The organism is Ferrimicrobium sp., assembly GCF_027364955.1.
Taxonomy (GTDB): Bacteria; Actinomycetota; Acidimicrobiia; order Acidimicrobiales; family Acidimicrobiaceae; genus Ferrimicrobium.
The window spans coordinates 1-12,254 of sequence record NZ_DAHXOI010000006.1 but is presented as its reverse complement, the minus strand read 5'-3'; the positions used below and the strand labels follow the sequence as shown (position 1 = coordinate 12,254).

Annotated in this window: 11 protein-coding genes; 2 read left to right on the top strand and 9 right to left on the bottom strand. The window is 56.0% G+C overall.

Going from position 1 to position 12,254, the window contains the following annotated elements; genetic code table 11:
- A partial coding sequence (locus tag M7Q83_RS05485; RefSeq protein ID WP_298336188.1) for a transposase occupies positions 1-575 on the bottom strand: 575 nt, incomplete at its 3' end.
- A gap of 359 nt (positions 576-934) precedes the next feature.
- Between M7Q83_RS05485 and M7Q83_RS05480 the strand changes: the two genes are divergently transcribed.
- Both M7Q83_RS05480 and M7Q83_RS05475 read left to right on the top strand, forming a co-directional pair.
- Positions 935-2,362, top strand: a complete 1,428-nt coding sequence (locus M7Q83_RS05480) for a hypothetical protein (protein WP_298336187.1) — start codon at positions 935-937, stop codon at positions 2,360-2,362.
- A complete protein-coding gene (locus M7Q83_RS05475; RefSeq protein WP_298336186.1) occupies positions 2,359-2,895 on the top strand; it encodes a hypothetical protein in 537 nt (178 codons plus the stop codon). Before M7Q83_RS05480 ends, M7Q83_RS05475 begins: the two co-directional genes overlap by 4 nt.
- Positions 2,896-3,327: 432 nt before the next feature.
- Here M7Q83_RS05475 and M7Q83_RS05470 read toward each other — a convergent pair whose 3' ends face one another.
- The 8 genes from M7Q83_RS05470 to M7Q83_RS05435 form a co-directional block, all read right to left on the bottom strand.
- Positions 3,328-4,308: a hypothetical protein gene (locus M7Q83_RS05470; RefSeq protein ID WP_298336185.1), complete on the bottom strand. Its 981-nt coding sequence runs from the start codon at positions 4,306-4,308 to the stop codon at positions 3,328-3,330.
- Between the two features lie 934 nt (positions 4,309-5,242).
- On the bottom strand, positions 5,243-5,758 hold the full coding sequence (locus tag M7Q83_RS05465; protein ID WP_298336184.1) for a phage tail protein: 516 nt from the start codon (positions 5,756-5,758) through the stop codon (positions 5,243-5,245).
- A 12-nt stretch (positions 5,759-5,770) separates the two neighbouring features.
- Positions 5,771-7,720, bottom strand: a complete 1,950-nt coding sequence (locus M7Q83_RS05460) for a putative baseplate assembly protein (RefSeq protein WP_298336183.1) — start codon at positions 7,718-7,720, stop codon at positions 5,771-5,773.
- A complete protein-coding gene (locus M7Q83_RS05455; RefSeq protein WP_298336182.1) occupies positions 7,720-8,151 on the bottom strand; it encodes a GPW/gp25 family protein in 432 nt (143 codons plus the stop codon). Before M7Q83_RS05455 ends, M7Q83_RS05460 begins: the two co-directional genes overlap by 1 nt.
- Positions 8,152-8,207: 56 nt before the next feature.
- Entirely contained in the window at positions 8,208-11,087 is a 2,880-nt protein-coding gene (locus M7Q83_RS05450; RefSeq protein ID WP_298336181.1) for a DUF4157 domain-containing protein, read from the bottom strand.
- Between the two features lie 11 nt (positions 11,088-11,098).
- A complete protein-coding gene (locus M7Q83_RS05445) occupies positions 11,099-11,575 on the bottom strand; it encodes a phage tail protein (protein ID WP_298336180.1) in 477 nt (158 codons plus the stop codon).
- On the bottom strand, positions 11,575-11,745 hold the full coding sequence (locus M7Q83_RS05440) for a DUF6760 family protein (protein WP_298336179.1): 171 nt from the start codon (positions 11,743-11,745) through the stop codon (positions 11,575-11,577). The genes M7Q83_RS05445 and M7Q83_RS05440 overlap by 1 nt, the downstream gene beginning before the upstream one ends.
- On the bottom strand, positions 11,742-12,254 hold a 513-nt coding region (locus M7Q83_RS05435), incomplete at its 5' end, for a hypothetical protein (protein WP_298336177.1). The genes M7Q83_RS05440 and M7Q83_RS05435, both read right to left, overlap by 4 nt.

Genomic DNA, 12,254 nt, shown 5'->3' with positions numbered 1-12,254 from the left:
AATAGCATCGGGGCTAGGGTGCGTGCCATATGAAAGCTTACGTAGTAGCTGAGCATCCGTAAGAAGACATGGGTGCGGACGCGTTTCTCGGTACGGTGGCGAATGGGTCGGATGTCAAGATCGGTGTTAAAGCCACGAAAGACTCGCTCGACGTTTGCCAGGGACTTATAGGAGGCAACGACCTCCTCACTCGCCAGGGTCTGATCGTCCAAACTGGTACGAAGGACATAGATCCCATCGAGGAGGGCTTCAGCTGTGATTGCGTCCTCGCGTCGGCGATAGGTAAGACTTTCGTCTTCGATCGTAAGCTCAAAGTGCTTAGCCATCTTGAACCGGTTGATGACCTTGCCGACCCGTAGGGCGATCTTGTCCTTACCTCGGAGCGGTCGGCTCTCTCGATTGATGGAAGCGATGATCCCATCGAGGGCTGCCTCGGTGGAGGCCAGGAGGGATTGGCGCTTTTCTGCTCGCTCCTTGGCTAGGCGTGGGTTTTGACAGGCGATGAGACGCTCACCTGGGTAGTCAGGGTGGGTGACCTCAAAGAGATCACGCTCGTCAAAGAGGGAGAGTTGCATCGCCTCGTCCTTGACCAGAGCTCGGATCTGGGGAGCTCTGAGTGCTGAGATGAAGTCGACCTGTTGGGGATCAGAGCAACGGTTTAATTCGTTTGCAATAGCTTCCCCGCAAACCACGCTCTTGGCAAGAAGGTTCTGTTCCGTTGGTTCGTGTAGCATTGATTGGTAATTGCTGCAGGGGGTTGGAGTGCGATATCCTAGCGAACCAATCCTGAGACACATGGATCGGGGGAAGCAAAGTGGCCATGTCCAAAGTCTTAGCTACGAAGACCAAAAAGGTACCCCCCAAACAAACTAGCGGCTCTGGGGGTTCGCCTTCTACGAGCAATCCACCAACTAAAGGGGGCCTTTCACCTGGCGTGGTCAAAGATTTACAAAAGACGGTGGGTAACCGGGCAACTTCTCAGCTCGTTGGTTCCCAGAAGACCACTGGTTCTCAACTTGATCCAAACAAGACCGTCCAGAAGGGCAAAAGCAAGATTGCGGATCTTGGCTCAAATGGGAAGGTAATAGCGGCCCTTGAGGTATTTGCAACGAAAGCTGACCCCGGAACCGTGGCGGCAGGTGCCAACATGTTCGCGATGGTGAGCAAAAAAGTCGACGATAAGGATCTCGGCAAAGGTGTGACGGGGTCTGGGTCGGCCACGGGTTCTGTACAGGCGGGAGCATGGGCCAGCGCGTCGGCTCAACAACTCGCAAATGCCTACGTTGTCTTGGTCGAGGCCAAGGTCATTGCAGGTGGGTCCCTGCAGTTGGAAGGTGAACTCAAGCGCAAGTTTGGTAATGTCGAAGGGGCTATTCGAGGGAACTTGCACATGTTCGCCGGAGCGGTAGCCCAGGCTAAGGGGCACGCCAAAGTTGAGAAAAATGACAAGGGTAACATCACGGGTCTCGACGTCGGAGGGGAGGCTAGTGCATTCGCCGGTGCGAAGGCGGAACAAAATGTTGAGGCCGAATTTGGCACTGACACGTTGAGCGCTACCTTGAACGCGAACTCCAAACAGATGATGGGCGCTTCTGCGGCCGCATCAGGCACCTTTGCGTTGGCGAAGAACAACATCGCCATCAACGGAGAGGTGTCAGCATTTGCGGGGATGAAGGCTGAGGGAAGTGTCGGGGGTGGACTAAAACTTTTTGGCCGAGATGCCTTGAAAGGCTCAGCTACTGGAAAGGCATCGTTGGGAGTAGGCACCGAAGGGCACGGACGCTTTGAACTTCGCCGTGGGGTGCTCACTTTGGCCCTTCATGGTCACGCAGCACTTGGAGTGGGAGGTGGCGCGGGAGCTGATGCGGCTGTTGACTTCAAGCCCATCGCGGTATGGATCTATCGCCAAATCGATAAGCAATATTGGAAGGCTAACCCAACCAAAGCTAGCAAAGTCCTCAACTCCCCCGATTCGGTCAAGCCCCAGCTTGCGATGAAACTAGCTGAATATGCCAAGGCAAAAGAAGAGGCAATCCGGGCCGATAAGGCAGACAACTACGTCAAGATCGAAAAAGTGCAGCAAATTGTAGGAAACCTCTTGCCCCGAAAACAAGTCAAAGGACACCCGAACGCGGCAAAGATCGATGCCATGATTAAAGAGGCGATCGAAAGTAGCTTTTTGGCTGCGCCGGGCGAGAAGGTCGAGGCTACGGTCACCGATGGCAAAATCGAGGAGATAAAGGGTTTGAGGAGCCCGTCTGAGATCGGGGCGACGTCACGAGCGCGGAGTATGGAACTGGCCAAGAAGGGAACCACCCTGGCGCTTGACGATATTGCACCGTCGAGCAATATTAGGGTATGACAGATGACAGGAGCGCAACGTTGAATAACCCCAATCCATCTCAGCAAGCGTGTGACCGAGTCGTCATCGAAGAGTTAGCCGTGGTAGCGGATCTGCCCGTGGGTTGGACGCTTGACTTTGACGAAACTCTTCATCGGCTTGTCTTGGTTGGAGAAGGTACTCCTTGGTGCGATGCCGACCTGTGCCCTTCCGTTACCCTACGTGCGGTTCCATTCCTCGGTGGGGCGGAAGAGTTCCGTTCGCTTGCACAGACGTCCCTTGAGGAGATGCCGCCAAACTACCAAAATTTTGAAGTGGAATGGGTTGATCCTGTCCAAAATCATCGTGCACTCCGTTGTTACTCGTTTCACCTGCGACCTTCGAATCAGCGAGTCACCCAGCTTCAGGGGCTCATTGAAGCCACCAATGCAGCGATCGTCTACGTTATCGATTGCACGGCTCCAAGCTCTACATTCGGCAAAATTGAGAGTCTGTTCCGCTATGTAGTTCTGTCAGTCGATTCGCTCGGGCCTGACTATACAGCAGATGAGTGAAATGCCCCGGTTGTGATAGAGACTCGGTTAGTGGTCAATCCGGTGCTTTCCTGAGGTTCTTCTGTGCACAGTAGAGACCTTCGGATTCGGGGGCTGAACATTATTGGCGATCGAGGAGTGAAACCATCTGGACCAATCCACCCCACTTGCAGGTCCTCTACTTTCCCAGCGATCTCGTCATCGAGTTGGTCAATCGCAGAGATTAACGCTGTTGTGTGTCACCCATTGAAACCGCCACCGGTCGTGCACCACAAACCAGCTCGTCAACATCGCTCTCATCAAGTCAGACTGTTGAGCCTCCCACCGCAGACCTCGCTCACCTTGTGCAACCACTGCGAAGTGCCAATCCGGTTACCTGGAGAAACCGCTGCACGAGACGTACGGTGTCCATTCTCAGCACCCCAACCAGCATCTATAGCCCTCGGTGAAGGGTTACGAATCGACCTCTCCTCCGGCGAAATCTCCAAATGTGGACCTGTTGGCAATACTCCTACGAGCAGAGCTCAACACCCCCACAACTTTTGCCGCAACGAAGGGGCTGAACTGTGCCACTGCAGCCCCGACCAGCGCAAAGACGATCAAGCGTTCATCAGTTGCATAACCAAAAAGTAGCGGAACCATCGCTAGTGCAAACACTGGTCCGATTTGTTTTTTCAAGACCGTCGATCCGACATAGGCAACGAGCAGAGAGACGACAACGATATATGGATCATGAGTTACGAGTAGGAGGGCGATAGACAATTCAAACGGTGTCACCAACCAAATCATCGTGACAAAATCGTCGAGCACCAGGCGGCTTCTTGAGAGATGTTGAGCACGCTCGGACATCGCCACCAACAATGGAGGCACCATAACCAGTGGACTCCCAAACAGCGCCATGACGAGCAAAGCTACAATCAGCGATCCGCTGACCCTGCCAACATGCTCGAGCTGCCAGGAGGTAGCGCGGTCTCTTCTAAAGGTCGGCTTGAGCCATACCAGCGCCACAAGAGCCTCTATTCCCATGAGTGTGGCCACCGCGACGGGATACCACCATGAATGAATATCCAAGTAGATCGGCAGCAGCCCTGCAGATAGCGCTGGTAACGCAGGAACCTTCAGCACGATCAGGCCCGTCAGCACCACGCCAAGCGTCAGAGGGATTTTCAGCCAGATCGGGGCCTCCACATAGGTCGACATGCCAAATCCAAATATCGCTGCGAGCACAATATAGGAATAGAACGGAACCAGTTGGTCGAGCCAAGAACGATTCCTGAAGAATAAGAGCCCCGAGCCTACAGCACCCATCTCCGGCACCAAGGCTGCCGACTGGTGGAAAACATGTACGGCAACCACCATCGACACGGCGATACTGACGACAACGGCGACCGCAGCCCCCTTGTGTCGTATTGTTGGAGTAATATCTTGATCCATAGTTATTACTGTAGTAGTATTCTCCTGAGTCGCCGTCCGCCTCGTATGAACTCATCGCGGAACCACCGACCACCTAGTCTCACTCCATCAACACAGTGATCAAGCAAAAGCAGTAGCACAGGTTTGTTGCAGCCGTCCCAACCAACCCAGCGCCTTGCTTGGCGTCGCCACCGCCACCTCAGATGACGGTGTCTCCAGGCGACGGATGACATAGAGGTGCATATAGCGCCTTTTATCTGCTATTTTTGGAATGACGAGACCACTATTTCACCCCCGCCATGGACAAAGGAAGTATCAAGTCGACATATGATATCGATCTATATGCATGAAACATGCCTCACAGAACTATGTTCGGTTCAACTACCCACAAAGGATTGTTGGTGACTAACAGTCCGACATCCTTCATATGAGCTGATCCGAACACGGTCATCATGGAACCCAAGCCCCACCAAAGTTCATTACTCGCAACCGAAGAATAATATAAAACACTGTTGATTCTTATATCGTGCCTGTATCTACGGTTCCAGCAGGCTTCCCCATGATCCTCTCGTCGTGAACGGCTGCTAAATCTCGCACGAGATCGACAACGACCGCTTTCTCTCAGTAGCTATCCACTCAGCCGTGAATCACGTGTGAGATGACGCCTCCAAGCCATCCCATACGTTCGACAACCCTCGGTTACGAAATCATCTACACCATTTTCGGACGCCACAGCGGCGGCTTGCCAACGCTCGTCTTCTTGACACGAACCTGATAGAGTCATTAACTTTTGCCATATGGCTGTGGACAACAATCGTTGACTCCTGCCCGATACAGTCCTCTGGGGCGACTCCAGAGGACCTGTCTACAGTTATCTCGATAGGCGCACAGTGCGATTGTCGATCAGCGTCTAGCTAATGAACAACCTCTTGTATCCATGACGCAGCTACAAAAGTTAGGCTGGCCAAATACGTCGCCCATCTACCTCGACGGCGAAGGCGACCGACACCGGTAGTTCATCGCGCACCAGCTCGACAAAGTCGCTCTCATCAAGCCAGCCTGTGGAGCCGACCTGAATCCTCACAAAGGGAGCAGGGCACTCCTCGTCCCGATGCCGACGCACCACGCCGGTCTCCTGGATGACTACAGGCGCCTCGGTGATCGCTTCGAGTACGAGTGCGAGACCGCGAACAGTACCTCGCCAACCAAGTGCCGCACTGAGACTACGGACAAGCCGACGTTGCGCTTCATCAGGCAACGAAGAATCAATCCAGGAGTTTCCCAGCCATGAACCAAGCCACGGCAAAAATGGTTGCGGGGCGACAGTAGGGTCAACCAGAGACTCGACTGTGTCGGCATCCTCTAAGAAGGTGGTGGCCACTGCTTGAAAGATTGACACAAATCGCACGAAGAAGTCGTCATCTGTCATCCCCATCGGCAGCTGATGCACGAGCCAGTTGTCACGGCGCATACCTACCTCCGTTCAACGCACAACCACCTGATGGCGGAGAGAGAGAAGGAGGGACTGTGCATCAAGTGTCAAAAACTCTCTGCCACGACCTCGGCGCTCTCCAGTACGCAAGTCAGCCTCGAAGAGTAGCACCTCTTCAACGCGCTCCACACCGTCGATGGCCTCGAGTTGTTCTGCCAACCACGAGGCGCTGAGACCGAGATCGAATGGCCATCCATCCTGGCCGGTGCCGCCCACCAATGGGTCGAGCAAGGTATACAGCACGTCGAGCGCTCGCTCTTGAACAATGGTGGCTGAACGTCCAGGAAACGCACGGATCAGGCTTGCTACCGTGACCCCTTGATAGTACGGCGTCGAGATATCGACGGTCGTTCCTATCAGTCGACGTGGTTCAAGGTAGGTGATCAACGCATCGACAAGTGCATCACTCAACTGAAAATCATCAAGCTGATGATCCTGAGGACGACCGCGCAATCTCGGTACGATCAGGAGGCGTACCGGTTCGCCTACCGCGCTAGGTGCATCACACCTCGCTCTCGCCACCTCGGCCGACGTTTCGAGCGCTAAGCGTTCAAAGTCTCGAGCGGTCACGGCCCTTCCACCCGCACGAAGAGAGAGAGGACCCCGGATCTTGGCATTAGCAGCAGTCTCTGCGTCGGCACCTCCGAGAGCTGGTGTTGGGTTGGTAACTCGATCGATATAGGCAACCGAGGTTCGCAGAACCGTCAACGTATCCGCCCCGACGTTACCAACCGCACCACCACCGTAGCGGTAGCGCTCCATAACGATCTCAGCCCCGTCAGGGGGAATCGCGCCATGCTGGCGCACCGAACCATCAGGATAGCGGACTCGCGGGCCAAAGCGAATGGTGCCAGTGGCATAGTCGAGGACATAGTGATGGTCGTCCCCTCCGGACGCCGTGAAGTCATCGACTACTTCCCAAGTCTCGGATGCCCCGATTGTGCTCACCCGCAACGACTCTCCCTCTCGCAACGGGAGCACCGGATAGTTCTGCAGTCGAAACTCCTGAGCAGGACTTCCATCACTGCGCCCAAGGCGGTCCTCGGAGACCCGGCTTGCGTGTTCGGCAGCGACAAGGCCTCCGAGCGTGTCAACCTGTAGCGACGAGAGCAAGGGAGAGGCTCGATAGCCCGGCTGCTGAGGTCGAGTCGGAAGGAGGCGCACGCGAATCCAGAAGGCATGATCTCCGCCAAGGGTGAACGCGGCCATCGAGCGTGGGCAGGCCAAGATAACCTCACCGTCGCGGTTCAGGCCACCAGTCGTATCTTGGCGGACACCCATAGCAACCCACGACTCCTCCACAAACGCCTCCCACGCCAGTGGCGGGTCCGTGGGGTCCACGCCGATACCTTCAATCGAGGCCCCAACGGTCAGTCGAATCACCGAACCTCCGACGGAGTTGGCGAAGCCAAAATAGAGTGCATCGCCCTCGGTCAAGGGTTCAGAATGAAAGCAGCGTACCGCACCATCGTCAAACCGCAAGTCATCCCAAACGTCAAACACCTGCTCTTGATTGGCCGCCTCCACAGCCTTAGCGGCGATCAACTGGGGACGCCGAATCACAAGATCCTCGACGGTGGAGAAGAGGACCTCTGACTGATTCAAACCGGGTACCGTCGCAACGACGGTACCCTCAGGCACGGTCACCTCATAGTCGAGAACCGTCGAGAGCCAGAACAGGAGGTCGGTGCGAGCAACAGCCGGTGGGAAGGGGGTAATGCCGACCAAATCCAGAAACTTTGTGTACAGTCGATCAGGCACCTGATTAATCCGGTAGAGAATGGTCTCGCTCATCCAGGCAAACAGCTCGATCAGGGCCACTCCTGGGTCGGAGACGTTATGATTCGTCCACTCTGGGCAGTAGCGAGGGATAAGGCGCTTGGCCTCGTCCACGATATCTTGGAACTTACGGTCATCGAGCTCCGGCGTTGGTAACGGCACTAGCCCTCCTCTCTGGGTATGGTGTAGAAGGGATACACAAGATTACGACGATCATTGGTGGTTCGCATGCGGTAGCGAATGTGGATATGGACCAGACTAGCTTCCTTTGCATCCACGATGGTTGTCACATCCTCCACCTCCACCCTCGGCTCCCACTGCGCGATCGACTCCCTCACCGCTTGGGACATAAGACCAAGAGTGTTCGCATTGACCGGTTCAAAGAGTAAATCCCAAATCTTGCAGCCAAAGGCCGGTCGCATCACTCGCTCACTGGGAGCTGTCGAGAGAATCACCCGGATGGCGCTGTCCGTGGCCAGCGAACCCTCCGACATCGAGATTCCACCGCGAGCATCCACGCCGAAGGGGAAGTGGAAACCGCGTCCAACAAAAGAAGGGTCCTCTGACAAGAGGCGGTCGCGATCATCACTCAACACGCACCTCGCCCGATCCGTCGACCCATCGCACTATCTTCATAACACATCAGGCTTCATAACACATCAGGCATATGGCGTTGGCCACGCGCCTCAAACTCTCGCAGGAGACGACGCTCAACCTGCTCAACAAGCCAATCCAAAAACTCTTCGGTCTGTGGAGCACTGGAGGAACCAACCAGTGGTTCGTCTTCTTTTTTCACATCGACAATCCCTCTATCTACAATCCCTGGGTGGGATCTTCCCGAATTGAGATTGCTCACCTTGAAACTTCCACGCCCATCGCGGACGATGGCCGGAAGCGGATGAGGATCGTTCGGCGGCAATGGCGGCTTGGGGGCAAGCCCAATGCCACCATTGCTGATCGTTGACGTATCCAGTTGCGGATGTTCCATGCCTCTGAAATACTCCAACAGCTTCTCAAAACTCTGACTTGGTGCGGTCCTTGCATCGGCGGCAACGGAGCGTCGCTGGTCTGTGGTCTCCACAGTATGATCCTGCGGAAGGCGAGGGTTATCCGTGCGGCTGGAGGGAGGGAAACGAGAAACAGTCTTTGTGGTACGGAGGGCTTGCGACAGACCAGAACTAACTTGGAGCGAGGTGCTCTCTCCCACCAAGGTGGATGCGAGCGAACCCACACGACGAGCCATGATCTCCTCGGAATCGATCTTGCGGTCACGAAAGAAGCGTGGCTCAGCTGCCTTGCCCAGCCGTGCGTGCACAAGTTCATGTGCGAGAACATCCACGGATGCAGGAGAACCGTCAGGTTCTTTCTGAAGGTGAATAATCCCACGATAGGTCGCGCCAGCCTGGCCGACCTGTTGAAGCGCCTGTCGAGTGGAGTCCCCGGTACGAATATGTACTGGACGCACCACGCCTAGCGCCTGTGCCAACGGCCTAAATCGTGCAGGCAGCGGGCGTAGAGAATCACGGGGTTGCATTCCCAGTGCTTGTGCAAAACGTTGTCGTGTGGTTGTCCGATTCTCTCCATCGTGCCGATTATCGGATCCATACCAACCAGTTCCCCTCGAACTCGAACCTTGCTCTCGTTGAGGACCCCCTTGGTTATCCCTACCCCCACGCAAACGATAGTACCGAGGACCAAATTCGCCCACAGGGACTCCTCGTGGGTGCACTACCTCACCAAATCCGAGTGCACTGCGACCCAATTCCGGTTGCAGGCTTGCCACGCCCAATCCCTGGTTCACTGGCGAGTAGAACCTACCCGTCATGAGAGCCGTCATGAGAGCGGAGCGGAGAATGCCCCGAGATGGCGCTGAGACTCGAAATTGGCGCAGGGCATGGTCAAGACGGTACGCGCTGGCGAGCGAACTCATCAGCACGTTATCTTCATGGGTCGGATGGGTATCGCCACCCAGGTGCATCATTTGTCTACCCTGATGCGAGGGTACCCCTCGTCGATGAGACCATCTGCTCGTATCATATCCCTGTCGTTGTCCAGGTCGCCCGGGAGACCAACGACTGGCAACCGATGAGCTCCCAAGCTCCCAAGCTGCGAGTGCCAAAGCCAGGGATCGTCGACCGCCGCCACCGACGTCGCCAGCATGAGGAAAGCTGAGGTCTTCTCGGCCATTGTCATGGTGAACGTCCCAACCAATACCGGTGACCGAGGAACCTACAGCAGGGGAGGTGGCACGTGACATTGCGTGGTAACCCGCCCGAGGTGTCGCACGGAGAGCTACGGGAGCACCCGCGACAGAGAAGGCTCGGCCTAACGCTGCCTCCCGCGAGCTTGGCTTAGCACTCGGCGTCAAGGGCAACCGTCGCTGAACGGTCGCAAGCGCTTTATTCCCTGACCTCGCGAAACTCGTTCGAGGGAAATGAGTCGTGTACTGCCAAAATGGGCCAGACTCGCCAACATGCTCGGCACCTCGCCGGGCAAGCAGCGCCGGTTGAAACGACGTACCTAGCGCCTCAAGCAGCATGAAAGAAACAGCGAGCAAATCCGTAGCTGACGGCTGCTGTCCAGGTAAGACCCCACCACCGTTCGGTCTCTGTGGGTTACCCCCACCGGATCGCTCCGTCGGATCGTGGCCACCCGTCCCCGCGAGAGTGAACGCACTCTGGCGGGGCATCGCCATCTCACTCCGAAGGGCATTTGAAGCCTCGTGACCTGGATTCGCAGCAGGCCCTGAAACGGAAGAACCAGCCGGAACCGTCCTCTCAGCTCCTGTTTCAGGGATCCCTATTGACGATGTACTTTGATGATTCATTGGCGTGGCTTCGATCGTCTTCTCCAGCCCACCAGATTCCGTCGGTGAGCCGACATTGTCGACCGAAGACGAGGCTCCTCCTATAGAGGAGCCTCGAGGAGGATCACCTGACCCCGAAGATTCAGAATGCTCGGTGGGCCGCCGAACAACCATCCTGTCGTCTTGGATCTTCGAGGCGAGCTGCGCCGCTACAGGCTTGAGTTGGGGAGCGGTCGGCCTTGGCAGAGAGACAACCCGGTCAGGGGCACGAGACCCTGATCCAAATTTACGCTCTCTATCCGTCAGAATCGGCCCCACCGCAGCGACATCAGCGGGCAAGCGCACCGGAAGCACCTCCTGTCGAAGACGCCTGAGGCCTGAGGTGGGGGCGAACTGACCCCGCGGCATCTGGGTCGCTCGTGGCAATAAACCAGCAGGACGCACACCTGCCAACTCCTGAGCGAGGTCATCATCGGTGGTGTTGCGTGAGCGCCACATCGAGAGATACGGGTGCCATGGAATGCGTACCACCTCAGGCACCTGTGACACATCGACGGCACGAGCCGGTGTCAGCAACGCATGCACCGACAGGGGTCTACCAACCAGCGAAGAGAATCGAACGCTACTGTTCAAGCACGTACCGATGTTCGGTAGCCGCCGACGAACTAACCTGCGATGCCATCGAAAACGTTGATCGACTCCTTGTGCAATCGTTGTAGGCATCGTTACCTTCCTCACGACTTAAAGGTCTTCGACACGAAACCTTGATGAGCTAACTCGATCTCCTCCATCGCAGGATGTCCCGTCGACGCGACTGCCAACTCAGGGCCAACCCAACGCACCGGAAAGGCACCGGTTACCTCCCAAGCACGCAACCGCTTACCATCAGAACCAATAAGAGTGATGGCAGCCGTGCTCACCGAAAGCTTGTTTTGATTCGAGGCGAAACCACTCCCTGAGGATTTCATCACCCAGGCAAAGAGCGCGTCTGACTCGCAGATACCGCGACGAAGCACAATGTTAGGCCAGTTCATTCGTCCCGGAAACTTATGCACAAATCCGTTCTGTCCACCCTCGGCGTAGCTGGCAACCTCCACCGTCACCTCAAGACCTGAGACCTCGGCAAACATGCCAATCTGTGTTCCATCCACTTCGAGGAGAAAGCTCGATGAGTCAGGTACATGCCCTTTAAAACCTGACGTCGTCACCATTACAGCTGCCTCGCTTCCTCCCAGGCTCTCGCGTTCAAGGCGGCGACGCCTTGGATAAGCCGCGCTCGATCCGCGTGTTCAAGGTCAATCAGCTGATCGAGATCCCAATGCAAATGATAGGCCAAATAGATCAACTCCTGCCAAAGTGGCTCGATAGGATAGTGCTTCATCGTCCAGTTTGTGGTATCTCCTCAATGGCCGCTCTACGCCCACCAGCTGCACGCGGACTCGGTGCCGATGGCTGTTCAACACCCTCGGCACCGTGCGCGTCGGTAGCGACGGGCTTCTCGGCGGCCCTGGGTTGGCTCGGTGTTTGAGCCTGTTCTTGCGCGGTCAACAGCGTCTCAATATCTTCCTCGGATCCGAAGTTGATCACTCCATAGAAATCCTGCAGATACGCAAGATCAACTGCAAAGAGGTCCTGGATCTCGTGGGCTGTAACCAACTCGATATCTCCAAGCCTCTCAATAACACGCGCGAGAACGAGGATTGTTAACCGTGGATCATCGGGACCACTTATGGTCGGGTCGCGCAGAGGCTCGAGCTCATCACGGGCAGTAGCGAGCCGCATGACTCCCCTACGATGGACCACCCCTGCATCGTCGATGTAGCCACGGGGGAGTAGGAATTCGTATTGGGTCTTCACTTCTTTCGTTCGAGCTTCTCGTACTGGAGGGTG

What these genes read in the sequence shown, in the direction of transcription:
- M7Q83_RS05475 (WP_298336186.1), top strand. Translation starts at nt 2,359, where the DNA reads ATGACAGATGACAGGAGCGCAACGTTGAATAACCCCAATCCATCTCAG.
- M7Q83_RS05470 (WP_298336185.1), bottom strand. Translation starts at nt 4,308, where the DNA reads ATGGATCAAGATATTACTCCAACAATACGACACAAGGGGGCTGCGGTC.
- M7Q83_RS05465 (WP_298336184.1), bottom strand. Translation starts at nt 5,758, where the DNA reads ATGCGCCGTGACAACTGGCTCGTGCATCAGCTGCCGATGGGGATGACA.
- M7Q83_RS05450 (WP_298336181.1), bottom strand. Translation starts at nt 11,087, where the DNA reads ATGCCTACAACGATTGCACAAGGAGTCGATCAACGTTTTCGATGGCAT.
- M7Q83_RS05445 (WP_298336180.1), bottom strand. Translation starts at nt 11,575, where the DNA reads ATGGTGACGACGTCAGGTTTTAAAGGGCATGTACCTGACTCATCGAGC.
- M7Q83_RS05440 (WP_298336179.1), bottom strand. Translation starts at nt 11,745, where the DNA reads ATGAAGCACTATCCTATCGAGCCACTTTGGCAGGAGTTGATCTATTTG.